This window comes from Kibdelosporangium persicum (assembly GCF_013280595.1).
Lineage (GTDB): Bacteria > Actinomycetota > Actinomycetes > Mycobacteriales > Pseudonocardiaceae > Kibdelosporangium > Kibdelosporangium persicum.
This window is the reverse complement of the sequence record NZ_JAAATY010000023.1, coordinates 136031-159975: the sequence shown is the minus strand read 5'-3', so window position 1 is coordinate 159975 and position 23945 is coordinate 136031. Positions and strand designations below refer to the sequence as shown.

At 68.4% G+C, this 23945-nt stretch carries 26 protein-coding genes; 7 read left to right on the top strand and 19 right to left on the bottom strand.

Annotated features, from left to right (window positions below; genetic code table 11):
* Nucleotides 1-19: 19 nt before the first annotated feature.
* The 3 genes from GC106_RS32985 to GC106_RS32975 all read right to left on the bottom strand — a co-directional run bounded on the left by GC106_RS32985 (nt 20) and on the right by GC106_RS32975 (nt 2461).
* Nucleotides 20-1402 carry an IS1380 family transposase gene (locus tag GC106_RS32985; protein ID WP_312872492.1) on the bottom strand — a complete coding sequence of 461 codons (1383 nt, stop codon included), beginning with the start codon at nt 1400-1402 and terminating at the stop codon, nt 20-22.
* Nucleotides 1403-1568: 166 nt separating this feature from the next.
* The gene (locus GC106_RS32980; protein WP_173138676.1) at nt 1569-2030 is read right to left on the bottom strand and encodes a VOC family protein; all 462 of its coding nucleotides are present in this window, start codon (nt 2028-2030) and stop codon (nt 1569-1571) included.
* Between the two features lie 35 nt (nt 2031-2065).
* On the bottom strand, nt 2066-2461 hold the full coding sequence (locus tag GC106_RS32975) for a helix-turn-helix domain-containing protein (protein WP_173138712.1): 396 nt from the start codon (nt 2459-2461) through the stop codon (nt 2066-2068).
* A gap of 42 nt (nt 2462-2503) precedes the next feature.
* On the opposite strand from GC106_RS32975, the gene GC106_RS32970 reads away from it, so the two are divergent.
* The 5 genes from GC106_RS32970 to GC106_RS32950 all read left to right on the top strand — a co-directional run bounded on the left by GC106_RS32970 (nt 2504) and on the right by GC106_RS32950 (nt 8133).
* Nucleotides 2504-3586 carry a M20 family metallopeptidase gene (locus GC106_RS32970; RefSeq protein WP_173138674.1) on the top strand — a complete coding sequence of 361 codons (1083 nt, stop codon included), beginning with the start codon at nt 2504-2506 and terminating at the stop codon, nt 3584-3586.
* Nucleotides 3587-3607: 21 nt separating this feature from the next.
* On the top strand, nt 3608-4522 hold the full coding sequence (locus GC106_RS32965) for an SAM-dependent methyltransferase (RefSeq protein ID WP_173138672.1): 915 nt from the start codon (nt 3608-3610) through the stop codon (nt 4520-4522).
* Nucleotides 4519-5667, top strand: a complete 1149-nt coding sequence (locus GC106_RS32960) for an NADH-quinone oxidoreductase subunit D (protein ID WP_173138670.1) — start codon at nt 4519-4521, stop codon at nt 5665-5667. The genes GC106_RS32965 and GC106_RS32960 overlap by 4 nt, the downstream gene beginning before the upstream one ends.
* 126 nt (nt 5668-5793) lie before the next feature.
* Nucleotides 5794-6249, top strand: a complete 456-nt coding sequence (locus GC106_RS32955) for a VOC family protein (protein ID WP_173138668.1) — start codon at nt 5794-5796, stop codon at nt 6247-6249.
* A 264-nt stretch (nt 6250-6513) separates the two neighbouring features.
* A complete protein-coding gene (locus tag GC106_RS32950; protein ID WP_173138666.1) occupies nt 6514-8133 on the top strand; it encodes a helix-turn-helix domain-containing protein in 1620 nt (539 codons plus the stop codon).
* On the opposite strand, the gene GC106_RS32945 is transcribed toward GC106_RS32950, so the two are convergent.
* Genes GC106_RS32945 through GC106_RS32895 form a run of 11 tightly spaced genes read right to left on the bottom strand, consistent with a single transcriptional unit; the run spans nt 8130 to nt 16536 of the window.
* Entirely contained in the window at nt 8130-8330 is a 201-nt protein-coding gene (locus tag GC106_RS32945; protein ID WP_173138664.1) for a S1 domain-containing protein, read from the bottom strand. The two genes, GC106_RS32950 and GC106_RS32945, sit on opposite strands and share 4 nt — an antisense overlap.
* 1 nt (nt 8331) lies before the next feature.
* Nucleotides 8332-9756 carry an NADH-quinone oxidoreductase subunit N gene (locus GC106_RS32940; RefSeq protein ID WP_173138662.1) on the bottom strand — a complete coding sequence of 475 codons (1425 nt, stop codon included), beginning with the start codon at nt 9754-9756 and terminating at the stop codon, nt 8332-8334.
* Nucleotides 9756-11234: a complex I subunit 4 family protein gene (locus tag GC106_RS32935; RefSeq protein WP_173138660.1), complete on the bottom strand. Its 1479-nt coding sequence runs from the start codon at nt 11232-11234 to the stop codon at nt 9756-9758. Before GC106_RS32935 ends, GC106_RS32940 begins: the two co-directional genes overlap by 1 nt.
* The gene (locus tag GC106_RS32930; protein ID WP_173138658.1) at nt 11231-12913 is read right to left on the bottom strand and encodes an NADH-quinone oxidoreductase subunit 5 family protein; all 1683 of its coding nucleotides are present in this window, start codon (nt 12911-12913) and stop codon (nt 11231-11233) included. Before GC106_RS32930 ends, GC106_RS32935 begins: the two co-directional genes overlap by 4 nt.
* Complete coding sequence (nuoK, locus tag GC106_RS32925) at nt 12910-13248, bottom strand: NADH-quinone oxidoreductase subunit NuoK (protein ID WP_173138656.1); 339 nt, start codon at nt 13246-13248, stop codon at nt 12910-12912. The genes GC106_RS32930 and nuoK overlap by 4 nt, the downstream gene beginning before the upstream one ends.
* Complete coding sequence (locus GC106_RS32920) at nt 13248-13772, bottom strand: NADH-quinone oxidoreductase subunit J family protein (protein WP_173138654.1); 525 nt, start codon at nt 13770-13772, stop codon at nt 13248-13250. Before GC106_RS32920 ends, nuoK begins: the two co-directional genes overlap by 1 nt.
* Nucleotides 13769-14227, bottom strand: a complete 459-nt coding sequence (locus tag GC106_RS32915) for a NuoI/complex I 23 kDa subunit family protein (RefSeq protein WP_312873058.1) — start codon at nt 14225-14227, stop codon at nt 13769-13771. Before GC106_RS32915 ends, GC106_RS32920 begins: the two co-directional genes overlap by 4 nt.
* On the bottom strand, nt 14224-15183 hold the full coding sequence (locus GC106_RS32910; RefSeq protein WP_173138652.1) for a complex I subunit 1/NuoH family protein: 960 nt from the start codon (nt 15181-15183) through the stop codon (nt 14224-14226). Before GC106_RS32910 ends, GC106_RS32915 begins: the two co-directional genes overlap by 4 nt.
* Entirely contained in the window at nt 15180-15659 is a 480-nt protein-coding gene (locus tag GC106_RS32905) for an NADH-quinone oxidoreductase subunit C (RefSeq protein ID WP_173138650.1), read from the bottom strand. Before GC106_RS32905 ends, GC106_RS32910 begins: the two co-directional genes overlap by 4 nt.
* On the bottom strand, nt 15656-16174 hold the full coding sequence (locus GC106_RS32900) for an NADH-quinone oxidoreductase subunit B (protein WP_312873055.1): 519 nt from the start codon (nt 16172-16174) through the stop codon (nt 15656-15658). Before GC106_RS32900 ends, GC106_RS32905 begins: the two co-directional genes overlap by 4 nt.
* On the bottom strand, nt 16165-16536 hold the full coding sequence (locus tag GC106_RS32895; RefSeq protein ID WP_173138648.1) for an NADH-quinone oxidoreductase subunit A: 372 nt from the start codon (nt 16534-16536) through the stop codon (nt 16165-16167). The genes GC106_RS32900 and GC106_RS32895 overlap by 10 nt, the downstream gene beginning before the upstream one ends.
* A 250-nt stretch (nt 16537-16786) precedes the next feature.
* Between GC106_RS32895 and GC106_RS32890 the strand changes: the two genes are divergently transcribed.
* Both GC106_RS32890 and GC106_RS32885 read left to right on the top strand, forming a co-directional pair.
* Nucleotides 16787-17671, top strand: coding sequence for a DMT family transporter (locus GC106_RS32890; RefSeq protein ID WP_173138646.1), 885 nt, complete (start codon nt 16787-16789; stop codon nt 17669-17671).
* Between the two features lie 80 nt (nt 17672-17751).
* A complete protein-coding gene (locus tag GC106_RS32885) occupies nt 17752-18105 on the top strand; it encodes a YciI family protein (RefSeq protein WP_173138644.1) in 354 nt (117 codons plus the stop codon).
* Between the two features lie 330 nt (nt 18106-18435).
* On the opposite strand, the gene GC106_RS32880 is transcribed toward GC106_RS32885, so the two are convergent.
* The 5 genes from GC106_RS32880 to GC106_RS32860 form a co-directional block, all read right to left on the bottom strand.
* Nucleotides 18436-18783: a hypothetical protein gene (locus GC106_RS32880; RefSeq protein WP_173138643.1), complete on the bottom strand. Its 348-nt coding sequence runs from the start codon at nt 18781-18783 to the stop codon at nt 18436-18438.
* Nucleotides 18784-18852: 69 nt separating this feature from the next.
* Nucleotides 18853-20550, bottom strand: a complete 1698-nt coding sequence (gene gcl / locus GC106_RS32875; RefSeq protein WP_446684951.1) for a glyoxylate carboligase — start codon at nt 20548-20550, stop codon at nt 18853-18855.
* A gap of 48 nt (nt 20551-20598) precedes the next feature.
* Complete coding sequence (locus tag GC106_RS32870) at nt 20599-21477, bottom strand: 2-hydroxy-3-oxopropionate reductase (protein WP_173138639.1); 879 nt, start codon at nt 21475-21477, stop codon at nt 20599-20601.
* A gap of 13 nt (nt 21478-21490) precedes the next feature.
* Entirely contained in the window at nt 21491-22306 is an 816-nt protein-coding gene (locus GC106_RS32865) for a hydroxypyruvate isomerase family protein (protein ID WP_173138638.1), read from the bottom strand.
* Between the two features lie 171 nt (nt 22307-22477).
* Nucleotides 22478-23938, bottom strand: a complete 1461-nt coding sequence (locus GC106_RS32860; protein ID WP_173138637.1) for an aminotransferase class I/II-fold pyridoxal phosphate-dependent enzyme — start codon at nt 23936-23938, stop codon at nt 22478-22480.
* Between the last annotated feature and the right edge of the window lie 7 nt (nt 23939-23945).

The window sequence follows — 23945 nt, the reverse complement described above, 5'->3', positions numbered from 1 at the left end:
GGGGTGCCTTGGTGGGTGGTCAATGCTGGAGTGGGGGTGGGGAGTGTGCCCGGTCGAACAGCAGTAGCCAGGCGTTGCGGTGGGGCCAGTGGGTGGGCAGGCGCAGGGTGGTGCGGCGTGCTTGGCGGGTGAGTTGGGCGGCCACGGTGATCAGGGTGCGGCGCAGGGTGGTGGTGTGGGCGCGGGCGAAGCGTCCGGTGGCCAGGCAGCCGGTGGCGCGCAGGAGGTTGTGGGTGATGGTGGCCAGGATCAGCCAGGCGGCGTTGGCGATGAAGGCGTGTGACGGGAAGTGGGTCAGGGTGCTGGTGGCGAGTTGGCCCAGGACGTGTTCGATGCTGCCGGCTCGTTGGCGGTGGCAGGCCTCGGCTTGGGTCTTTTCGAGTGGGGAGTTGGTGAGGATGGCGTGGTAGCGGTAAGCGGGGAATAGTGGTTGTTGGTCGGTGTGCGGGGTGGTGATGGGCACGCGGCGCACGATCAGCCGGAGGGTGGCTGGTCCGGTGGGGTGCCGGGTGATGTTGGTGAGAACGGTCAGGCTGGTCTCGGCGATCTCGGCGTGGGTGATCAGCTGCCCGGTGTCCTGGTCGCGGATGGGGGTGGCGAAGGTGACCGGTTGCCAGTGTGGTTCGGGGATGTCGTGGATGGCGGCGGTGACGTTGCCGCTGTGGCGTGCGGTGATGGAAAACCATGCGCCGGCCGTGATCACCTCGGTGATGACCTCGCCGTTGAAGAACGCCGAGTCCATGCGTACCAGGATGGGGCCGGTCGCGCCGCAGGCTCGGGCGGTGGTCAGCGAGCGGCGCAGCAGGCTGGCGGCGTTGCGGGCGGAGTGGGCGTTGCCGCCGCGTAGCCGGCTGTCGAGGATCACCGGAGCGGCCAGCGGGGTGCCCAGCGTGATGAGTTGGTAGTCCAGGCCGAACAGGTTCTTGTGCCCGTACGCGGCACCTTGTTTCTTGCTGTGCACCTGCTGGGTTTTGGAATCCATGTCCACAAAGGCCAGCTGATCGACGCCGGGCAGCAGCGGGGTCTGGGCGGCCAGCCTGACCAGCACCCCGTGAGCCACGTGCTGCAACTGGGTCAGGTGACCGATGCCGAAATACCGCAGGAAGCTGCCCAGCGTGGACGGTGCCCTGATACCGTCGAACAGCAGCGGCAGCCCGCCATGGCGGATCACGTCCAGATCGTCGATCGAGTCCGCGCCACAGACCATGCCCGCCACGATCGACGCGATCTTCGCGCCGGCGTTGGCGCCGATCGAGCCACCCAGCCGGACATGCCTATCGGCCAGCTCAGACAGGCCCGCATCCTGCGCTAATCGCATCGCCGGCACCAGCCCGGCCTGCGACACCAACGTCGGATGGTCGAACCTCGCGTCAATCCCACCACGGGTATGCGATGCTTTCACTTAACAGGTGCCCTCTTCTGTGATGGCTTGTTCCCTAGACAAGAACAATCATCCCAGCTCAGAGGGCACCTGCCCGTCTACGACATACCCACCACCAACACATTCACCGGTGGATCAGGGTTCTAACACCGATAAACACTCACGAGGCGGTGTCCATCCGCCCAGACTAGGCTTCGGCCTGCCAGCGAGCGATGTCCTCTTCGGTGATCTCCACGGGTCCCTGCGCGGGCTGCGTGATCCGGATGTGGTTGCCGAACGGGTCACGCAGTGCGCAGTCGATGCCGTAGGGCTGTTTCGTGGGCTCCTCGGTGAACTCGACGCCCTTGGCCTTGAGAGTCTCGTAGGTCTTCTGACAGTCGTCGGTGTTGAGCACCGCCGCCACGCCCAGCGCACCCTTGGTCACCAGGTCACGGACCTGCGCGGCGGTGTCGTCGCTGAGCGACGGCGACCCCGGCTTCTCCAGCAGGATGGACCGGTCCGGGTCCGACGGCAGCGCCACCGTCAGCCACCGCATGAAGCCCATGTCGACGTCGGCGGTCACCTGGAACCCCAGTTTGCCCACGTAGAAGTCCAGGGCTTCGTCCTGATCCAGGACGTACACGGAGTGAATGCTGATACGCGTGAACATGCCGCGAACCCTAACGGCGTGATGATCGGGACGGCTTATCCAAAACGACTCGGTCTGGTCCACGCCTTGACGAAGCACACCGGCACGGCGACCGGTCGCGCGCCGGCCCGGAACCCGGTCGGCGACACGCCGACGATCGCGCGGAACGTGCGGCTGAACGTGCCGAGGCTCTCGAAGCCGACCTTCGCGGCCACCTCGGTGACGGTGGCCGACGGCGAGCCCAGCAGTGCCATGGCCCGTTCGATCCGCCTGCGCTGCAGGTACCGGTGTGGCGTCTCGCCGAACGTCGCCCGGAAGGAGCGCGTGAAATGGGTCGGGGACATCAGAGCGATCCGCGCGAGCGCGGGCACGTCGAGTGGCTTGGCGAAGTCGCGGTCCATCGCGTCCCTGGCGCGCAGCAGCCGCCGGTTCTGGTCCTCGCCGGGGCTCATGTACGCGCCTGTCACCGGACCAATGGTAGATAGCCTGGGCTGATGGACCTTCTCGCACCGGCGACGCGGTTGCTCTCCATTCCCTCGACCGCCGACCGCCCGGCGGAGTTGCACCGGGCGCTGGAGTTCGTGCTGGACTTCGTCGGGCCGGGGTTCACGGTGGAACGGTTCGAGTCCCACGGCAAACCCAGCGCCCTGCTGTACGCGGGCAGCCGGCGGCGACGGTTCGCGGTGATCCTCAACGCCCACCTCGACGTGGTGCCCGGCCGGGCGGACCAGTTCGTCCCCCGCCTGGAAGGCGACCGGCTGTACGCGAGGGGCGCGCACGACATGAAGGTCGCCGCGCTCGTCGAGGCGCTGGTCTTCCGCGAGCTCGGTCCGCGGCTGCCGATCGCACTGCAACTGGTCACCGATGAGGAGGTGGGCGGCCGGGACGGCACCAGACACCAGCTCGACCAGGGTGTCACCGGCGACTTCGTGATCATCGGCGAGCAGAGCGGGCTGAAGCTGGTGACCGACTCGAAGGGCATCCTCGGCGCGAACCTGCGCGCCACCGGCCGGACCGGGCACAGCGCCTATCCGTGGAACGGCGACAACGCGCTGCTCAAGCTGCTGGCCACGATCGAGAACCTGCTGGCCGAGTACCCCGTCCCGGACAGCGAGGCCTGGCGGACGACCGTGAACGTCGCCAGGATCGAGACGGCGAACACCGCCCGCAACCAGGTCCCGGCGCAGGCCGAGGCCTGGCTGGACATCAGGTTCCCGCCGGAGGACACCACGCTGAACGGCCGGACCGAAGCGGAGATCACGGAGTACCTGCAGACGTTCTGCCTGCCCGGCGTCACGGCGGAGGTCGACTACGCCGACCCGCCGCACAAGGCCGACCGTGACCGGCCGGAAACGCGGTCACTGCGGCAGGCGGCCCGAAACCAGGGCTTCGACGGCGACTTCCTGATCAAGCACGGTGCCGCGGACAGCCGCTTCTTCTACCAGCGCGGCATCGACGCCGTGATCTTCGGGATCGGCGGCGACGGCCTGCACGGCCCGAACGAGTACGCCGACATCACCACCATCGAGCCCTACTACCAGGCACTCACCGAGTTCCTCGTGACGCTGCCACAGTGACTCGGCCCTACGCTCAGGGGCATGTGGATGACTTGGCGTACGGCGATGGAACAGGCGCTGTACGCCAAGGACGGCTTCTACCGAAGCACAGGACAACCCGCGCGTCACTTCCGTACCTCTGTCCATGCGTCGCCGCGTTTCGCGGCCGCTGTGCTGCGACTGATGCCGGACGCGCCGCAGATCGTCGACGTCGGCTCGGGTGACGGCGCGCTGCTGGCCGCCCTGGCGACCGAAGCCGAGCTGATCGCGGTGGAAATCGCACCCAGACCTGCCGGACTGCCCGCGAGGATCGCCTGGACGGACCGGCTTCCCGAAACGATCGACGGGCTGGTGATCGCCAACGAGTGGCTCGACACCATCCCGGTGGACGTGGTCGAGCAGGCGTCCGACGGCCCACGTCTGGTCATGGTGTCCCCGGACGGCACGGAATGCCTGGGCGACCCGCCGGACGCGGCCGACCTGGCATGGCTGGAACGCTGGTGGCCGCTGACCGGGCCCGGCCGGCGCGCCGAGATCGGCCGTCCCCGGGACGAGGCGTGGGCGGACCTCGTCAAGCGGGTGCGCAGCGGTGTCGTCGTGGCCGCGGACTACGGGCACACGCTCGGCACCCGGCCGTTCCACGGAACGCTGACCGGATACCGGAACGGACGCCAGGTCCAGCCCGTTCCGGATGGTTCGTGTGACATCACCGCGCACGTGGCCCTGGACGCCTGTGCCGCGAGCGTTCCGGAAACGCGACTGACCACGCAACGGGATGCGTTGCGAGCGTTGGGGATTCTGGGCGCCAAGCCGCCGATCGAGCTGGCCGGGACCGACCCGCCGCAGTACCTGCGCGGGCTGCGGCAGGCCGGTGAGGAGGCCGAGCTGATCGACCGTGACGGCCTGGGCTCGTTTGGATGGCTTGTCCACTCGTCGAGTGCAAGGATCGGGCTATGAGCACGGAACGCACTGTCGCGATCGGCTCGGGCGCCACGCACCTCGGCGGCGAGGACATGGTGCTGAACATCGGGCCACAGCACCCGGCCACGCACGGGGTGCTGCGGCTGCGGATCACCCTGGACGGCGAGCAGATCTCCGAGGTCGAGCCGATCATCGGCTACATGCACCGCGGCGCCGAGAAGCTCTTCGAGGTCCGTGACTACCGGCAGATCATCGTGCTGGCCAACCGGCACGACTGGCTGTCGGCGTTCGCCAACGAGCTCGGCGTGGTGCTGGCCGTGGAACGGATGACCGGGATCGAGCCGCCCGTGCGTGCGGTGTGGGCGCGGATGCTGCTGGCCGAGCTGAACCGGGTGCTGAACCACTTGATGTTCCTGGGTTCGTATCCCATCGAACTCGGGGCCATCACGCCGATCTTCTACGCGTTCCGCGAGCGCGAGACCCTCCAGGCGGTGATGGAGGAGGTCTCCGGCGGCCGGATGCACTACATGTTCAACCGGGTCGGCGGCCTGAAGGAGGACCTTCCGCTCGGCTGGCTCGACCGGGTGCGCCGGGCGGTCGAGGACGTCCGCAAGGGCACGCGGGAGACCGAGAAGCTCATCAGGGACAACGAGATCTTCCACGCCAGGACCCGCGGTATCGGCGTGCTGTCCCGGGAGAACGCCGCCGCGTACGGCGTTTCCGGCCCGATCGCCCGGGCCAGCGGCCTGGACTTCGACCTGCGCAGGGACGAGCCGTACCTGGCGTACGACCAAGTGGACGTTCCCGTCGTGACCAGGACCGAGGGCGACTGCTTCGCCCGGTTCGAGTGCCTCGTCGACCAGGTCTACGCATCCCTTGACCTCGCGGCGGTGTGCGCGGACCGGCTGGCCGCCCTGCCCGCCGGCCCGATCAACGTCCGGACACCGAAGATCCTCAAGGCACCGGCGGGACACACCTACGCGTGGACGGAGAATCCACTGGGGATCAACGGGTACTACCTGGTGTCCCGCGGCGAGCGGACACCGTGGCGGATGAAGCTGCGATCCGCCTCGTTCAACAACGTGCAGGTGATCCCCGAGCTGATGCGGGGCGCGCTGCTGGCCGACATGATCGCGATCCTCGGCTCGATGTTCTTCGTGGTCGGCGACATCGACAAGTAGCCCCACCACCCCCTCGTGAGTGTTTAGCCGTGTTCTAACACCGATAAACACTCACGAGGGGGGTTGAGGGGGCGGCGATGCCCGCCTCGGTTGCCGCCGGCTCGTGTAACCGATATAAACAGTTACATGGCACTGCACTGGAAGCTGGTCATCGACGCCAAGAACGCGCCCACCATCGCGGACTTCTGGGCCGCCGCCCTGGAGTACGAGGTGGAAGACCCCAGCGCGCTGATCGAGCAGCTGCTCGCCGCCGGTCACGTCACCGAGGACCAGGTCATCGAGCACCACGGGCGCAAGGTCTTCCGCGGATACGCCGCGATCCGGCATCCCGACGACCCGTTCGACCCAGTCACCGGCGTCGGTCAGGGCCGCAGACTGCTGTTTCAGGACGTCCCGGAGGGCCAGTCCGTCAAGAACCGCCTGCACATCGACATCCACAGTGACCAGGGCGAGCTCAAGGACCTGGTGGCCCGGCTGGAAATCCTGGGCGCCACCCGTATCCGCGAAGTGAACAAGGGCCCGGCCGGCCACTGGTGGATCATGAAGGATCCGGAGGGCAACGAATTCTGCGCCACGATTTAGCCCACTCGCTCCGGACTGTGCCGCACGAATCGGAACATTCGGCCCAGTGGCCGTGCCACCACCGGCAGAGAACCACGCGGAAAACGCACTGAATCCCCTTTGTGAAGACAAGAATTCCCGGAAAGCGCGAGCCGGTCCGGTCACGGGCCGCACGGTCTCCCACCGTGCCGCGCGCCGGGCCCGCCCGGCAAGCGACTGCCGTCCCGACATGACACAAGGCCTGGTGACCTGCTGCTTCCCTTCCGCCGCGGGACGGCTTGTGCCATGCTTCGCCGCAGCGTCACGACCGGGGAGAGTGGTGCCGTGCCGGGCACGGGAGATCAGCTCGCACGACTTCTGGCAGAGGTGAAGAGCCGTTCCGGACTGAGCTACTCCGAGCTGAGCAAGCAGACCCATACGAGCACTTCCACACTGCACCGGTACTGCACCGGGAAAACCGTTCCGCCCGACTATCAGACGGTCGCGCGGATCGCGATGGCGTGTTCCGCGACGGATTCCGAGCTCACTGAGCTTTTGCGGCTCTGGCGTCAGGCCCGGTCGGTGGAGAACGCCGATCCGGTCGTCCCGAAACAGCCGTCCGTCCGCCGGCGAATACCCCTCGGATCGGTCGCGCTCAGCCTGCTGACCGTCGTTCTCCTGCTCAGTGCCGTGGCCGGGGCACCAACGGGACCCGTGTCAGAGGCGAACCAACAGGTGTACGGCCCGTCGTGGGCGCGGCAGGAACCGGTCGACCCGACCATGTTCGGGGTGACGGCGTCGTCGTCCAGTGGAGTGATGCCCTCGTTCCGGGTGGGCAGCCTGCGGTTCTGGGACAGCCGCACTCGCTGGGCGAGCATCCAGCCGCAGCGGGACGTGTACGACTGGAGCATCCTCGACCGCCTGGTCGACAGCGCCCGGCACGCCGGGTTGCCCGCCATGTTCGTGTTCGGCGGTACCCCCGCATGGGCGGCGCCGACCAGCCCGAAGGCGGCTTACAACGACGGTTCCCGGGCCGCACCGCCCGATGATCTGGCTGACTGGGACCGGTTCGTGAGCGCGGTCGCGGCTCGCTACCGCGGCCGGCTCGATGCGTACGAGTTGTGGGCGTACGGCAACGACGGCCGGTACTACGCCGGTTCGACGGAGGCGCTCGTCGAGATGACCCGCCGCGCGAGCCTGGCGATCAAGGCGGCCGATCCCGACGTGACGGTGGTCTGCCCGTCCATGGGACGGCTGTGGACCGCCGACGGCCTGGCGTTCCTGCGGCGGTTCGCCGAACTGGGCGGTTACCAGCACTGTGACGTCGCCGGGATCAAGCTGCACCAGCGACGCGCCGCCGATCCGCCGGAGACCACTCTGGAACTGCTCGGCCACATCGACGAGACATTCCACGCGGCAGGCGCGCATCCGAGGCTCTGGAACACCGGCACCACGTACGAACACGCGCTGGAGAAACCGCTCACGGAACAACGCACCATCGACTACGCGGTTCGTTTCTACCTCGTCGCCATCTACGGAACGAACAAGGGCCTGAACCGTTCGTACTTCTACAACTGGGGCGGCGGCGGACTCCCGATCACCCTGCAGGTCGTCGGCGGGCCGCCGACCCGCGCGGCCCTCGCCGTCGAGGAACTGCAACGCTGGCTGGCCGGCACGAGGACACGCGGGTGCGAGCAGGGGCCGTCGATCAACCTGCCCGTCGGCGTCTGGCAGTGTGCGTTCACCGCGAAGGACGGGCGAGTCCTGCTGATCCAGTGGACGAGCGACGGCGCCGCGCAGACGTTCGCCCCGAACAGGTCGGAGGAGCTGCGGCTGATCGACGGCACCAGCCGGCCGCTCCAGCCCGGGGAGATCGTGCACGTCACGCAGACACCGCAGCTCATCGTGCAAGGGCCGGGCGATTAGTCCAAGGGCAACGCGATGTGGTTGAGGGCTTCGACCCGGCCGTCGACCACGCGCATGACCACCCGTTGCCCCAGCCGCAGCATCCGCAGTCCGCTGCGGTCGAACGCGGAGGCGTCGAACGAGAGCCGCCGCCCGTCGTCCAGCAGGACTGTGCCGCTGCGGGTCTCAGCGGAGAAGGTCGCCACGGTCGCCTGCATGTCAGCCTCCGGTCGAGATGCCCAGCACGAGTTGCGGCACGACGGACATGACCGCCGTGCCCACCGCGGCGATGCCGATGGCGACGCCGACCGGCCGGGCGATCCGGCCGAAGCGGACACCGTCCGGCAGCGGCGCGAAGAGACGGGTCGCCCAGGCCAGGTAGTAGAAAAGGCCGATCACGGTGTTCCCGGCCATGATCACGGCGAGCCAGCCGTACCCGCCGAGGATGGTGCCCTGGAACACCACGATCTTGGCGAACAGGCCCGCGAGTCCCGGCGGCAGCCCGGCCAGGCACGCCAGGAAGAACGCCAGGGCGACGGCCACCAGCGGATGGGTGCGGGCGAGTCCCCGGTAGTCGTCCAGCTCTCCCCCGCCGTACCGGCCGATCCATCCGACGACCGAGATCGTCGCGAACACACCGATGTTCATCAGCGCGTAGATGGCGACGTAGCCGATCGTGGCCGCGGCCAGGTCGTCGAGCGGTGCACCGCCCCCGGCCGCGCCGAGAGGCGCGAGCATGTACCCGGCCTGGGCGATCGACGACCACGCGAGCAACCGGATGGCTGTCCGCTGGCGCAACGCCACGAGATTCCCGGCCGTCATGGAGACCGCGGCGAGCACGGCGACCAACGGGCCCCAGACCCGGGCGAACGGCTCGAAGGCGATGACCAGCACCAGCACCAGCCCGGCGAACCCGGCGGCCTTGGAGATCACCGAGAGGAACCCGGCCACGGCGACCGGCGAGCCCTGGTAGGTGTCGGGTGCCCAGAAGTGGAACGGCACCGCGGACACCTTGAACCCGAAGCCGGCCAGGACGAGGACCACACCGACGCCCGCGACGGACTCCAAAGGGGACGGTGTGGCCAGCACGGCGCCGATGCGGTCGAGGAAAAGCGATCCCGTGGCACCGTAGACCAGGCTGATGCCGAACAGCATCACGGCGGTCGACACCACCGACACCAGGAACATCTTCACGCCCGCTTCGGACGACCGGCCGTCGTACCGCCGCAAGGCCACCAAGGCGAACACTGGGAGCGACACGACTTCCAGTGACACCACCAAAGTCACCAGGTCGCGGCCGGCGGCGAGCGTCATGGCACCGGAGAGCGCCGCCAGGATCAGGAAGTGGAACTCCCCCGCGGGCAGGCGGGTGTCACGGATCTCCCCCTGGGCCATCAACAGCACCACGAGGCCCGCGATCAGCATGACCGTCTGGAGCAGCAGGGTGAAGTCGTCCACCACGAACGAACACGAAGTGTCCACACAGAACGTCCGGCGTGGACCACCGGTCAGCAGGACCACCTCGCCCGCGCCGGCCAGTACCAGGCCCACGAAGGCCGCGTGCCGCAGGAACAGCGCGGCCAGCGCGGACAGGGCCAGGATCAGCGGCGGCCCGATGGCCAGGTAGTCGACCGTCTGGACCATCACAGGCCTCCCAGGTAGAACCGGACGGCGTCGACGGTCGGCACGAGCACCAGCCCCGGCCAGAGCCCCACCACGAACACCAGCACCACCAGCGGCGCCCACGCCAGGTACTCGACCGGCGTGACGTCGAGAACCCCCTGCCGCCGCGGTGACGTCCCCTGGACCACTCTGCGCAGCATCACCAGGAAATAGGCCGCGGTCAGCAGGGCACCCAGCCCGGCGACCACCATGAAGACCAGGTACAGCGGCCGGTTGAGGCCGGCGGCGGGGTCGAAGGCGGCGAGCATGGCGAGCATCTCGCCCCAGAACCCGGCCAGGCCGGGCAGGCCGAAACTGGCCACCGCCGCGATGATCAGCAGGACGCTCAGCCGGGGCGTGACGGCGAGCGTGCCGCCGCCGATCCGGTCCATGTCGGTGCTGCCGAACCGCTCGGCCATCCCGCCGGCCAGGAAGAACAACAGGCCGGTGATCAGACCGTGGGCGATGTTGGCGAACAGCGCGGCGTTCATCCCGGCCGGGGTCAGCGTGGCGATCCCGAGCAGGACAAAACCCATGTGGCCGACGCTGGAGAACGCGATCAGCCGTTTGAGGTCGCGCTGCGCGAGGCACGCCAGCGCCGCGTACACGATCCCGATGACGCCGAAGGCGCCGAGGAACGGCGCCACCGCCAGGGCACCTTCCGGCAACACCGGGACCGCGATCCGGACCAGGCCGTACGTCCCCATCTTGAGCAGGACTCCGGCCAGCAGCACGGAACCGACCGTGGGCGCCTCGCTGTGCGCGTCGGGAAGCCAGGTGTGCAACGGCCACATCGGCACCTTCACCGCGAGCCCGCCCGCCACCAGGACGAACGCGATCACCTGCACGGCACGGCTCATCCCGGCGCCGTCCCGGCCGGCCAGCTCCACCATGTCCAGAGTGGACGTGTGGCCGTAGATCACGAGCAGGCCGACCAGCAGCACACCGGAGCCGAGCAGGGTGTACAGGATGAACTGACGGGCCGCCGGTCCACGGCCCGCGCCGCCCCACCCGGCGATCAGCGCGTACATCGGCACCAGGACGACTTCGAAGAACACGAAGAACAGCAACAGGTCCAGTGCGGTGAACGTGCCGAGCATGCCGACTTCGGTCAGCAACACCAAGGACACGAACGAATGCGGCCGTTCCGGTGTGCCTTCCCGGCGGGCCACGTAGATCATGCTCAGGAAGCACAACAGTGCCGTGAGCACGACCAGCGGTACCGAAACGCCGTCCACTCCAAGGTGGAACCGAATCCCCAACGGTGGAATCCACGGTGCGTCCGTGACCAGGTGCGTGCCCGGCCGGGTGTAGTCGACCGCGAACGCGATGGCCACCGCGATGGCGAAGGTGATCCCGGTGGTCAGCACACCGACCAGAACCGCGGCCCGCCGCATGCCCAGCACAGCAAGGCAACCGATCAGCGGCACGGCGAGCAGCAGGACCGGCAGCACGCTCATTGCAGGACCACCACCCCCACCGCGATCACCACGACGCCGGCCAGCAAGGCGGTGACGTAGAACTGCGGGTTGCCGTTCTGCGTCAGCCTCAGCAGCCCGCCGAGAGCCCGCGCGCCTCGCCCGGTGCCTCGAACCGACCTGGCCACAACGGAATCGTCCACGCGGACGACCTCGTTGGCGACTCGCACGACGCCTCGCGCCACCGTGCGCTCGTACAGGTCGTCCGTGCCGAACGCGGAACCGAAGACCCTGCGCGCACGGCCGAGTGCGTCGGCCGGATCTCTGGCCGGATCACGCCGCCAGATCATAAACACGGCAAGCGCACCCAGAGCGGCGAGTACCAACGACAGGACCGCGCTCAGCACCTCGGGCCGGAGCTCCTCGAACCGCAGGCCGACGAACCCGAGCAGCAACGCCGCCGAAGCCAGCAGTGTCAACGGGATGGTCATGATCTTCGAGGCTTCGCCCGCGTCCGGGCCTGATCCGAAGAAGGTCCGCAGCCAGGCCCGGGTCGTGTACGCGGCCGTCAGCCCCACTGTCAGCAGCAGACCGCCGAACACGAACCAGTGCGGGGCGTGTTCGGCCGCCGCCACCACCGCGTCCTTGCTGAAGAACCCGGCGGTCGGAGGAATCCCCGCCAGTGCGGCGAAGCCCACGGTCATGGTCAGGAACGACAGCGGCATCCCGCGTCTCAGACCGCCCATGTCCGCCATCAGGTTGCTGCCGACCGCGATGATCACCGCGCCGGCGCAGAGGAAAAGCAGGGCCTTGAAGGCCGCGTGCGACAGCAGATGCGCGATCGCCTGCGTCCGGCCGCCGACCGCCAGGGCCGCGAACATCACGCTGAGCTGGCTGATCGTGGAGTACGCCAGGACCCGTTTGAGATCGTCGGTGACCAGCGCGGCCAACGCCGAACCGATCATCGAGACGACCGCGATCACCGCGAGGACGTCCAGGCTGAGCGGCGCCGCCAGGAAGACCGGGTACAGCAACGCGACGACGTACGCCCCGGCCGCGACCATCGTCGCCGCGTGGATCAGCGCACTGACCGGCGCAGGACCTGCCATGGCGTCCGGCAGCCAGCTGTGCAGTGGGAACTGCGCCGACTTGCCGATGATCCCGGCCAGCAACAGCAGTGATCCGGTCAGCAAGGTGCCCGGGGACATCGCCGGCACCGCGGCGATCACGTCGGTGATCCGGAACGACCCGGCCGCGCCGCCCAGCACGAAGATGCCGAACAGGAAGCCGACGTCACCGAACCGCGTCATCAGGAACGACTTGACCGCCGCGGCGGACGCGGACGGTTTCTCCCAGTGGTGCCCGATCAGGAAGTACGAGCAGACGCCCATGATCTCCCAGCCGACGTACAGCACCAGCAGGTCCGCCGACAGCACCACGGTGAGCATCGCGAGAGTGAACAGTGCGACCAGGATGGCGAAGGCCGGATACCGCACATCGTGCCTCATGTAGCCGACCGAGTAGATCTGGATGGCCAGCGCGACCAGGGTGACCATCACGGCCACCGTCGAGGACAACTCGTCCACGCGCAGACCCATCGTGATCGGGATGGTCCCGGTCGGCGTCAGCACCGCGTACGTCTCGAACGGTTCGAGCAACGCCAGGACGACCGCGCACACGGCGCTGATCGCGGTGCCCAGAATGACGAGCGGCGCGGTCATCGCCTGTCTCCGGCGGAATCGGTCTCGGCGGTCTCGGCGAGCTCGGTGAGGGAATCGACCGAGATCGTGGCGCGGTTGCGGAACACCTGCAGGACGATCGCGAGGCCGATGCCGACTTCGGCGGCCGCGATGACGATCACGAACAGGGTGAGGATCTGGCCGGAGCCCAGCCGGTCGGCCAGCCAGACGTCGAAGGCGACCAGGTTGAGGTTGACGGCGTTGAGCATCAGCTCGACCGACATCAGCACCAGGATGGCGTTGCGCCGGGCCAGCACGCCGTAGATCCCGATCGAGAACAGCAGCGCCGACAGCACGGCCGGGTACAGCACGTGCATCAGCCGTCACCGTCCTTCGGCGGGCCGATGTCCGTGCGGGACAACACGATCGCGCCGACCAACGCGGCCAGCAACAGCACCGAGAGGATCTCGAACGGCAGCACCCAGTACCGGAAGATGTTCGCGCCGATCCCGCTCGCCGATCCGGTCGACGGTTCGCCCAGGTCGACGTAGGCGTCGCCGAAACCCCTGACCAGCACGGTCACCAGCACCCCGGCCGTGGCCACGGCGACGACGATCGCGGCCGGCCGGTTGCGACTGTCCAGATCGGACGTGGGCCCGATCGGCGCGCGGGTCAGCATGATCCCGAACAGCAGCAGGACGACGACCGCGCCGACGTAGATGAGCACCTGCACCCACGCGACCAGTTCCGCCGTCAGGACCAGGAAACAGGCGGCGATCGCGCCGAAGCTCAGCACCAGGTACAGCGCCGCCCGGACGAGCTGCCTGGTCGTCACCACCAGCACCGCGGCCGCCAAGGCGACCACGCCCAGCAGCACGAAAACGATCTCGGCGGCGGTCATCCGGGCTTCCCCGGGTCGATCTCGGGCGGGGGCGGGACGGTCTTCATCCACTCCCCCAGCAGATCCATCTCGTGTGTCAGCGAACCGATCCGGTGTTCGGCGTACTCGAACTCGGGCGACCAGAACAGCGCGTCGAACGGGCACGCCTCGATGCAGATCCCGCAGTACATGCAGAGTGAGAAGTCGATCGCGAACCGGTCGAGCACGTTGCGGCTGCGTTCCCGGCCGCCTTCGACCGCGGCGGGCAACGTCTCCTTGTGCGACTCGATGTAGATGCACCAGTCCGGGCACTCCCGCGCGCACAGCATGCAGGACGTGCAGTTCTCCGCCAGCAGCCCGATCACGCCCCGGCTGCGCGGCGGCAGGTCGGGCTGGACCTCGGGGTACTGCCGGGTGACCGACCGGCGGGTCATCGTCCGCAGCGTGACCGCGAGGCCTTTGAGCAGGCCCTTCACATCATCACCACCTTCACCACACCGGTCAGGGCGAGCTGAGCGAGGCTCAGCGGCACGAGCACCTGCCACGCCAGCTTCTGCAGCTGGTCGGCACGCAGCCGCGGATTGCTGACGCGCAGCCAGATCACCACGAACGCCAGGACGAACAGTTTGATCAGGAACCACACCGGGCCGAGTTCCTCGTCGGCGAACGGCCCGCGCCAGCCGCCCAGGAACAGCACCGTGGTCAACGCGCAGAGCACGACGATCCCGGCGTACTCGGCGAGCAGGAACAGCGCGAAGCGCAGCCCGGTGTACTCGGTGTACGGCCCGAGCACGATCTCCGAGTCAGCGACCGGCATGTCGAACGGTGGCCGGTGCAGCTCGGCCAGCCCGGCGACGAAGAAGATCACCGCGGCCGGTGCCTGCCACACGAGCCACCACGGTGACCAGGTCTCGACGATGCCGGACAACGACAGCGTGCCCGCCGCCATCGCGACCGACGACGCCGCGAGCACCAACGGCAGTTCGTACGCCATCAGTTGGGCAGCACTGCGCAGTCCGCCGAGCAGGGCGTACTTGTTGCCGCTCGACCAGCCCGCCATCACCGAGCCCAGCACGCTCACGCTCATCACCGCGAGCACGAAGAACAAGCCGATGTCCAGGTCGACCGCGACCAGGCCAGGGCCGACCGGCACGACCACGAGGACCACGAGATACGGCAGCAACGCCACGGCAGGCGCGAGGGAGAACACCTTGCGGTCGGCTTCGGCCGGCACGACGTGTTCCTTCTGGGCGAACTTCACGCCGTCGGCGATCAGCTGCGCCCAGCCGTGGAAACCGCCCGCGTACATCGGCCCCAGCCGGGCCTGCATGTGCGCCATGGCCTTGTGCTCGAGCTGGCCGACCAGCAGCGGCAGCAGCAGGAAGGCCGCGACCACCAAGGCCAGCCGCGCCGCGATCTCCAGCAGGGTCATGGCTGTGCCCAGTTCTCGGGCACACCGGGCGGCAGGTTGCGGCGCCGCTTCGGTTTCTTCAGGTCGGTCATCGACTGACCGGGATCCACCTCACCCGGCCATTGCTTGGCGACCCGGCTGGCGAGCACGAAGTCCTTGCGCAGCGGGTTGCCTTCGAACCCGTCCGGCAGCAGCAACGGGACCAGGTTCGGGTGCCCTTCGAAGTGGACGCCGAACATCTCGTGGGTCTCCCGTTCGTGCCAGTTCGCGCCTCGGTAGACGGTCGTCGCCGTCGGCAGGGTGAGCGCTCCGGGCGGCAACAAGGTCCGGATCAGCGCGTGCTGCCTGGTCTTCGTCGAGTAGACGTGCGCGACGACCCGGATGCCTTCGTCCAGCTCGTCCACCGCGGTGAGGAAGTCGAAGAAGTCGCACTGCTGGGTGTCCCGCGCCGCGATCAGCGCGGCAATCCATTCGCCCGGGGCCACGTCCTGGGTCATCGGTCCACCCGCTCGATCGCCGGGTATTGGGGTGATCCGCGCTCGGCCCACTGCTCGTCACCGATCTTGGCCTGGAGCTTCATGATGCCGTGCAGCAGCGCCTCCGGCCGGGGCGGGCAGCCGGGCACGTAGACGTCCACCGGGATGAGCTGGTCGACGCCTTTGGTGACGCAGTAGGAATCCCAGTAGGGGCCGCCGCAGTTCGAGCAGGCACCGAACGAGATCACGTACTTGGGTTCGGGCATCTGTTCGTACAGCCGCTGGACCGCGGGCGCCATCTTGTCGGTGACCGTGCCCGACACCACCATCAGATCGGCCTGCCGCGGGCTCGGCGCGAACGGGATCACCCCGAGCCGGATGAAGTCGTGCCTGCTCATCGAGGTCGCGATGAACTCGATCGCGCAGCAGGCCAGGCCGAAGTTGAACACCCAGAGCGAGTAGCGGCGTCCCCAGTTGAGGACGAACCGCATCGGCTTGGGGACCTGGTTGATCATGCCCAGATCGGTCACGCCCACGACAGGACCCCCTTGCGCCAGGCGTACAGGATTCCGACGGCCAGGAAACCGAGGAACACGAACATCTCGACGAGGGTCGCCACCCCGAAGCCGGGCGCCGCGAAGACCGTGGCCCACGGGAACAGGAAGACGGCGTCCACGGCGAAGACCACGTAGAGGAACGTGAAGACGTAGTAACGCACGTACGACTGCGCCCAGCCGCCGCCGACCGGATCGACACCGCACTCGTAGGTCAGCAGCTTCTGGGGCGTCGGCCTGGCGGGTCGCAGGAGGCGGTTGGCGGTGAGCGCCACCGTCACGAACACAGCACCGACTACCAGGAGCAACGCGACCAGTCCGTATGCTCCGAAGTAGCCGTGCACGGGTCACCTCCGCGACACTGTGTGTTAGATCACATCATGGTGGCTCTCGCACCGTTTCGTCCACCGGAAGGCCGCAGGCCGGACACGCCGGCGCGGCATCGGCTTAACCCCCTGGTAGGGGGCGATAGGGGGACCACCTCACACAGCCCTTAGGGGTCACCCATTAGGGTGCGCAAGTGCATTTCGATTCGATCTCGAACCGATCACTAGTTGAGGCCTCACGCGCCGTCACGCTCCGGAGCTCCGCGCGGTGACGTTCTGGCTCGTGGCGGCCGTAGCCGGAGCCCCGCTCGTCGCCCTGGGTGCTGCCTTGCAGCAGAACGCGGCGATGCACTGCGACAGCCTCGGGTTTCTGCGCCTGGTGGGCCAGTTGGTCCGCAGGCCGAAATGGCTGCTCGGTTCGGCCACCACCCTGTGCGGCGCGATCATGCACATCATCGCGCTGTCCAACGGCCCGCTGACCATCGTCCAGCCGCTCGGCATGAGCGGCCTGCCGATCGCCGTGCTGATCGCCGCGGCCATCGACCGCAGGCGCGTGCGCGCCGGGGAAATGTTCGGCACGTTCGCGGTGAGCGCGGGCCTCGTGAGCCTGCTCCTGCTGTTGCCGCACGAATCCGCCCGGCCGACCCTCGACGGCGGCTCAGCGGCCGTCCTGTGCGGCACGACGCTCGCCATCATCCTCGGCACCGCGTTCATGGCTCGCCGCAGCACGGGCGCCGTCAACGCGCTCTTCCTGGCGATCGGCTCCGGCGTGGCCTACGGCGTCTTCGCGGCCCTGACCCGCGTCGGCGGCAGCACGGCCATCAACGACATGTCCGCGTCGGTCTTCTGGGTCATCGGGCTCGCCGTCGTGTTCTGCGCGCTCGGCCTGCTGTTCCAGCAGAACGCGTACCGCACCGGCCGGTTCGCGCTGAGCTACGCGACGCTGCTGGTCGCCGACCCGATCACCGGCTCGCTGATCGGCGTGATCGTGCTCAACGAGCAGCTACCCGCCTCGATCCTGGCCAACGTCGGCGTGCTCGCCGCGTGCGCGGTCACCATCGCGGGCGTCGTCGTGCTGACCCGTCTGCACCCGCACCACCACGCTCCCGCGGCCCCTTCAGCGCCTCCGACCAGGGAACTCGTCTCCGTCTGAAAAAATTTCCGGCCGCGTGTCGATCCGCCGGGCCGTCGTTCGACGCGTCTGTGTCAGACCAGAACGACCAGGAGGACGACATGCGGTTCATGATGATCGTGAAGGCCAACCCGGAGACCGAGGCCGGCGCCATGCCGACGCAGCAGGAGCTCGAAGAGATGGGCAAGTACAACGACGAGCTCGTGAAGGCAGGCGTGATGCTCGCCGGTGACGGCCTGCACCCCAGCTCCAAGGGCTTCAAGGTGCAGTACGGCCCGGGCAGTGCCACCAAGGTGGTCGACGGCCCCTTCGCCGAGGCCAAGGAGCTGATCGCCGGCTACTGGGTCATCCAGGTGTCGTCCCGCGAGGAGGCCGTGGAGTGGGCCCGCCGCATCCCGTTCCAGGAGGGTGAGGTCGAGGTCCGCCAGGTCTTCGAGGAAGAGGACTTCGCCTGACCAGCACGTGAAGCACGCCCGCTGATCCCGCCCGGGACCAGCGGGCTTCTCCCTCCCCGTGTCCACCGTTCCAGCACCCCGAGTCCGCCACTCCGGCACCCCGTGTCCACCGTTCCAGCACCGTGAGTCCACCACTCCGGCACCGCGAAATTCCCACGACGCCCGGCGGTGCGAACTGGGGGTGCCGGAACGGGGGTTTCGGGGTGCCGGAACAGGGGTTTCAGGGTGCCGGAACGGGGGTTTCGGGGTGCCGGAACGGGGGTTTCAGGGTGCCGGAACGGGGGTTTCAGGGTGCCGGAACGGGGGTTTCGGGGTGCCGGAGTGGGGGTTTCAGGGTGCCGGAATGGTGGACACGGCGGTGGGGCTCAGGCGGAACAGTGGGGTGGAGTCGTCGGGCGGCGGGGAGTTGAGGCGCGCGGCGTGGATCTCCGGTACGACCGCGTCCCACTCGGCGGTGCCCGGCGACACCCGGGTCACGGTCGCGTCCCACGTGACGGAGCGGGCGCCGGTCGCCTTGTCCCGGGTGATCACCGAAACGCGGTCCACATCGGACAGGTCCACCAGGACGTACGCCGCGTCGTCGTGCCAGTGGTGCCATGCCGGCATGGCGCGGGCGGTGTCAGGCCGGGTGATCCAGATCAGCCCGGACTTCTTTGTCGCGTCGGCTATCAGGCTCATACCGACGAATCGTAGGTGACCCGCGGGGTGGCTGCCCCGGATACGACCGTGGCAGCCACCGAAGGCCGCTTACGGCAGGGGTTCGTACTCGCGGACGTTCGCGATCGACACACCGTTCGCGGTGTTGGCCTCGCGCTCGATCATGATCTCCACGAGCACCGGCCTGCTGGTGGCCTCCGCCTGCTTGCGGGCCCACGCCAGCGCGTCCGAGATCTCACCGGGCTGCGTGACGCGCCTGCCGGAACAGCCGTACGCCTCCATGATCTTGATGTTGTCCGTGCCGACCGTGTCGTAGTGGATGTCGACCTCGTAGTTCATCTCGTAGCCGCCGTGGTCCTCGGCCATCCTGATCAGGCCGAGGTACTCGTTGTTCAGCATGATCAGCACGAACGGGACGTCGTACTGCGCGGCCACCGCGAGCTCCTCGACCAGGAACTGGAACGAGTAGTCGCCGACGATGCCGACCACCTCGGCGTCCGGATCGGTGTGCTTCAACGCCTTCTTCACGCCGATCGCGGCGGGGATCTCCCAGCCGAGCGGACCGGCCTGGCCGCAGACCTGGTAGTGCCGTGGCTTGTGCGCCAGCTGGTGCTGGCCCGACCAGATCTGGTACAGCCCGATCGCGGTCACGAAGTACGTGTCCGGGCCGTAGAACTCGTTGATCTCCTTGAACACCCGCGGTGCCTTGACCGGCACGGTGTCGAAGTCCTCGCGCCGGGTCAGCGTCGCCTTCAGCTGCTGGGTCCGGGCGACCCACGCCCCCGCCGGGCGGCCCGCGCCGCGTGCCTTGGCCAGATCCAGGATGGCCCGCAGGAACTGCCTGGCGTCCGACACGATGCCCAGGTCCGGCGCGAACACCTTGCCGATCTGGGTCGGCTCGATGTCCACGTGGATGAACTGGCGTGCGCCGCGGTAGGTCTCCAGGTCGCCGGTGTGCCGGTCACCGAACCGCGCACCAACCGCCAGCACGAGATCGGACTCCAGGAACGACGCGTTGCCATACCGCTGGGACGTCTGGATTCCGGTCATCCCGGCGTACAGCGGATGGTCCTCGTCCAGCGCGCCCTTGCCCATCAGCGTGGCCTGCACCGGGATCTGCAGGTACTCGGCCAGCTCACGCAGTTCCTCGTGCGCCTCACCGAGGATCACGCCACCGCCGGCGAGCAGCAGCGGCTTCTCCGCCGCCAGCAGCATGTCCAGCGCCCGCTCGACGCGGGGCGGGTGCGGCACGACGGGATTGATCGGCAGCGGCGCGTCGATGCCGCTGTCCCATTCGATCCGTTGCTTCTGCACGTCCAGCGGCAGGTCGATCAGGACCGGGCCGGGACGGCCGGACTGCGCGACGCGGAAGGCCTCCCGGAAGATCCACGGCGCCTGCGCGGCCTCCTTGACCTGCACCGCCCACTTGGTGACCGGCTTGGCGATCTCGACGATGTCGACCGCCTGGAAGGCCTCCTGGTGCAGTTTGGACGACACCGCCTGGCCGGTGACGCAGATGATCGGGATCGAGTCGGCCAGCGCGGTGTACAGGCCGGTGATCATGTTGGTGCCCGCCGGGCCGGACGTGCCGATCGCGACACCGACCTTGCCGTTGGTGCGCGCCCAGCCGTCGGCCATGTGGGTCGCGCCCTCCTCGTGCCGGACGATCAGGTGCTCGATCCCGCCGACCACCTCAAGGGCCTTGTACAGCGGGAGGATCGCGGCGCCGGGGCAGCCGAACGCGGTGTCGACACCCTCGGACTTCAGGATCTCGACGACCGCTTGCATCGCGGGGACTTGGGGCATGGTGGCTGTCCTTCCTAGCCTCAGTGCCGATCAACCTCGGCTGGACAGCTGCTCGGTGACCTTGAGCAGCGCCGAGTGGTCGAGTGAGCCATGCCCCATCGCCCGTGCAGCCGCGACCAGCTGCGCGACGAGGCCGGTGACCGGCAGCGACACGTCGGCCTGCCGTGCGGCGGCCACTGCGATGCCCATGTCCTTGTGGTGCAGGTCGATCCGGAAGCCCGGCTGGAACTGGCGGGCCACCATGGTCTCCCGCTTGAGGTCCAGGATCCGGCTGGCCGCGAGGCCGCCTGCGAGCACGTCCAGACCGGTCTTCGCGTCCACACCGGACGCTTCGAGCAGCACGATCGCCTCGGCGACAAGGGCGTACGTGCCGCCGACAACGAGCTGGTTGGCGGCCTTGACCACCTGACCGGCGCCGTGCGGTCCCACGTGGACGACCGTCTTGCCGAGCACGTCGAACAACGGCTTCGCGGCCGCGAAATCCGCCGCGTCGCCACCGGCCATGATGGACAGTGCGGCGTTCTTCGCGCCCGCCTCGCCGCCGGACACCGGCGCGTCCAGCACACGAATTCCCTTGGCCTTGGCGGCTTGCGCGATCGCCAGTGAGCTTTCCGGGCGGATCGTGCTCATGTCGATCAGCAGCGTGCCGTCCTTGGCGTTCCGCAGCACGCCGTCGTCGCCGAGTACCACCGACTCGACGTGCGGGTGGTCGGGCAGCATCGTGATCACGACGTCGGCGCTGGAAACCGCCTCCGCCACGTTCGCCGCCGCCTTGCCGCCCGCTTCGGCGAGGGTGGCCAGTGATTCCGGCACCACGTCGAAGCCGATAACCTCATGTCCCGCGCCGACCAGGTGTGCGGCCATCGGGCCGCCCATGATGCCCAGGCCGATGAATCCCACCGTCGTCATGATTCCTCCGGTGTCACGCCCGCAAGTCGCGGGCAAGCCAGTCGAAGCTGTCGGCGCTGGCACCGCTTGGCTTGTACTCCAAGCCGATGTAGCCGCCGTAGCCGTTCTCCGCGAGCCGTTCGAAGAGGTCGGCGAAGTCGAGACCGCCCGTGCCGGGTTCGTTGCGGCCGGGGGCGTCGGCGATCTGCACGTGGCCGAAGTGCGGGCTGTAGTCGTCGATGACCCGTGCCGGGTCGTCGCCGTTCACCGCCAGGTGGTACAGGTCGGCGAGCAGGGCGATGTTGTCGACGCCGCCTTCCTTGCGTACTCGCTGGATCACAGCAAGCGCCTCGGCCGCGGTCTTGAGGGGGTACGCGGGCGCGCCGCTCAGTGGCTCGACCAGGATGGTCGCGCCGATCCGGCTCGCCGCCTTGGCCGCGATCGCCAGGTTCTCCCGCGCCACCTCGTCCTGCCGCCCCGCCGGGACACCGTCGATCCTGTTGCCGTACAACGCGTTGAACGCGCGGCAGCCGAGCTGGTCGGCGATCTCGACGGCGACCTCGATGTTCTCCCGGAACTCCGTGCCGCGCGCGGGATCGGACAGCACTCCGCGCTCACCGCCGGGCATGTCACCGGCGTAGAAGTTCAGGCCGACCAGGCGGACGCCCTCCTCGCGCACCGAGCGGACGAAAGCGTCCACCTCGGAGTCGTCCGGCACCGCCCGGCTGAACGGCCACCAGAACTCGACCGCGCTGAACCCCGCCGCCTTGGCCGCGGCCGCCCGGCTGGTGATGGCCAGTTCGGTGAACAAGATCGACAGGTTCACGTCATACCGGAACCGATGGTCCACCGTCACTCCTTAAATTCCGCTCTGTGGAATCACTCTTCCATCTAACGAAACGGTACTTCCGCGCCGCGGACCCCGTCAACCACGCAGGCACCCAAAAGCCCTCGTGAGTGGTTATCGGGGTTCTAACCCTGATAACCACTCACGAGGGCTGAGCTGGGGGAACTGGGAAAGTCAGCGGACGAGCACGCGTACTGACTTGAGCTCGCTGTCGATCGCGTCGGGGATGTACATCCCGGCGGCCAAGCCGGACCGGAGGTAGTCCAGGAGGGCCTTGTTGATCACCTCGCCGGGCAGCACGGCGGGCGCGCCCGGCGGGTACGGCGTGATCATCTCCGCCGCGATCCGGCCCACCGCCTTCGCCACAGGGACCTGCTCGGTCTCGCCGAAGAAGGCGTCTCGCGGCAGAACCTCGGTACGAAGCTCCAACTCGCCGGGCGACGGCAGATCGACCCGCGGCGGCGCAGGCAGGGACTCCGCGGACCCGGCCAGGTCCTGCATCGCCCGCAGGAAGGCGGACGCGGTCTCCTGGTCGTCGGCGTGGGTGAACTGCGCGACGATCCGGCGGTGGTCCGAGAGCCCGACGGTGACACGCCGCTCCTCCCGCAGCCAGTCGGCGGCCTGGTAGCCGTTGATCCCCAACGCCAACACGTCGACGATCACCTTCAGCGGGTCGAGCGACGACGCGAGCTCCGGCCCGACGATCTCGTCGCCGACGACGTGCAGGCCCGCGATCTGGTCGGTGTCGGCGCGCACCGAGTGCACAAGGGACAGAGCGGCGCCGAGCAGTTCCTTGCCGTGCTCGACCATCTGCCTGCGCCAGCCGTCCAGGCCGAGGTAGACGAGCGCGGACGCACTGGTCGTGCCGAGCAGGTCCTCCCGCATCTTCAGCACGTTCGGGTCCACACGGTCGCCCTGCAGGTGGAAAACCGAACTCTGTTCGACGGCCGCGCCCATCTTGTGCACGCTCGTGACGCACAGGTCCGCGCCGCAGTACATCGCCCACGGCGGCAGGTCCGAGTGGAACGGCAGGTGCGCGCCCCATGCCTCGTCGACGATCAACGGCCGGTCGAACTCATGGCAGACCTCCGCGATCGCGGTGATGTCCCCACACGTGCCGTAGTCCGTCGGCGTGACCATCAGCATGCCCTTGGCCTCAGGCTCGGCCTGGAACGCGGCTCGCACGTCCTCCGGGCCCGGCGGGTGCGACAGGTGCCGCTCGGTGTCCCACCGGGGATGCACCCACACCGGGTCGACGCCGCTGATGATCAGACCGGCGATCACGGACTTGTGCGCGTGCCGCACGACGAGGATCTTCTCTCCGGGTCCGGCGACCGACAGCATCGCGCTCTTCACCGACAACGAACTGCCGCACGTGGAGAAGAACGCCTTGTCCGCGCCGACGGCGTCGGCCATCAGGTCCTGCGCGTCCTGCAGCACGCTGTTGGTGACGCGCCGGGTGTCCAGACCGTTCGGCGTCAGCACGTCGGACCGGAAGACGTCCTTGCCTACGACATCGAGCACTCGCGGGTCGATTCCCCTCCCCTGCTTGTGACCTGGCGCGTTGAAGGGCACGAACGCACGCTCATGGTAGCGCCGCAGCGCTTCAAGCACCGGAGCCCGACTGTGGTCCATGCCCACT

Bases quoted from the DNA above. Each gene is read 5' to 3' on its own strand.
- GC106_RS32980 (WP_173138676.1), bottom strand. From the start codon at position 2,030: ATGTTCACGCGTATCAGCATTCACTCCGTGTACGTCCTGGATCAGGAC.
- GC106_RS32975 (WP_173138712.1), bottom strand. From the start codon at position 2,461: ATGAGCCCCGGCGAGGACCAGAACCGGCGGCTGCTGCGCGCCAGGGAC.
- GC106_RS32970 (WP_173138674.1), top strand. From the start codon at position 2,504: ATGGACCTTCTCGCACCGGCGACGCGGTTGCTCTCCATTCCCTCGACC.
- GC106_RS32965 (WP_173138672.1), top strand. From the start codon at position 3,608: ATGTGGATGACTTGGCGTACGGCGATGGAACAGGCGCTGTACGCCAAG.
- GC106_RS32960 (WP_173138670.1), top strand. From the start codon at position 4,519: ATGAGCACGGAACGCACTGTCGCGATCGGCTCGGGCGCCACGCACCTC.
- GC106_RS32955 (WP_173138668.1), top strand. From the start codon at position 5,794: ATGGCACTGCACTGGAAGCTGGTCATCGACGCCAAGAACGCGCCCACC.
- GC106_RS32950 (WP_173138666.1), top strand. From the start codon at position 6,514: ATGCTTCGCCGCAGCGTCACGACCGGGGAGAGTGGTGCCGTGCCGGGC.
- GC106_RS32945 (WP_173138664.1), bottom strand. From the start codon at position 8,330: ATGCAGGCGACCGTGGCGACCTTCTCCGCTGAGACCCGCAGCGGCACA.
- GC106_RS32940 (WP_173138662.1), bottom strand. From the start codon at position 9,756: ATGGTCCAGACGGTCGACTACCTGGCCATCGGGCCGCCGCTGATCCTG.
- GC106_RS32935 (WP_173138660.1), bottom strand. From the start codon at position 11,234: ATGAGCGTGCTGCCGGTCCTGCTGCTCGCCGTGCCGCTGATCGGTTGC.
- GC106_RS32930 (WP_173138658.1), bottom strand. From the start codon at position 12,913: ATGACCGCGCCGCTCGTCATTCTGGGCACCGCGATCAGCGCCGTGTGC.
- nuoK (WP_173138656.1), bottom strand. From the start codon at position 13,248: ATGCACGTGCTGTACCCGGCCGTGCTGTCGGCGCTGCTGTTCTCGATC.
- GC106_RS32920 (WP_173138654.1), bottom strand. From the start codon at position 13,772: ATGACCGCCGCCGAGATCGTTTTCGTGCTGCTGGGCGTGGTCGCCTTG.
- GC106_RS32910 (WP_173138652.1), bottom strand. From the start codon at position 15,183: ATGACCCTGCTGGAGATCGCGGCGCGGCTGGCCTTGGTGGTCGCGGCC.
- GC106_RS32905 (WP_173138650.1), bottom strand. From the start codon at position 15,659: ATGACCCAGGACGTGGCCCCGGGCGAATGGATTGCCGCGCTGATCGCG.
- GC106_RS32885 (WP_173138644.1), top strand. From the start codon at position 17,752: ATGCGGTTCATGATGATCGTGAAGGCCAACCCGGAGACCGAGGCCGGC.
- GC106_RS32880 (WP_173138643.1), bottom strand. From the start codon at position 18,783: ATGAGCCTGATAGCCGACGCGACAAAGAAGTCCGGGCTGATCTGGATC.
- gcl (WP_446684951.1), bottom strand. From the start codon at position 20,550: ATGCAAGCGGTCGTCGAGATCCTGAAGTCCGAGGGTGTCGACACCGCG.
- GC106_RS32870 (WP_173138639.1), bottom strand. From the start codon at position 21,477: ATGACGACGGTGGGATTCATCGGCCTGGGCATCATGGGCGGCCCGATG.
- GC106_RS32860 (WP_173138637.1), bottom strand. From the start codon at position 23,938: ATGGACCACAGTCGGGCTCCGGTGCTTGAAGCGCTGCGGCGCTACCAT.